The sequence below is a fragment of the Shewanella sp. NKUCC06_TVS genome, from assembly GCF_019345515.1.
Classification (GTDB): domain Bacteria; phylum Pseudomonadota; class Gammaproteobacteria; order Enterobacterales; family Shewanellaceae; genus Shewanella; species Shewanella oncorhynchi.
The window spans coordinates 1-201 of record NZ_JAHKQX010000071.1; the positions used below are offsets into that span (position 1 = coordinate 1).

Sequence of the window (201 nt, forward strand, 5' to 3'; positions counted from 1 at the left end):
AAATGGGAGGTGAGTAGTTCAACACCTGTGAATCTGAGCCACGGTGCGCAAACGGGCAGTAATTACACCCAAGGACCTAGGCGTAATTTGGGGACAACCCCAGATGCAGCGCCGAGTACCGCGACTGGTCATCCTCGTGGTCCCGCGGCTGGCAATGGCAGCGGAACAACCCCACCAGTGATGGGCAACGGTTCGCCATCG

General features: G+C 58.7%; 1 protein-coding gene. It reads left to right on the top strand.

All coding sequences use genetic code 11. The features are described from left to right. The coding region (locus KO531_RS22350) for a hypothetical protein (protein WP_219252254.1) at positions 1 to 201 on the top strand (201 nt) is incomplete at both ends.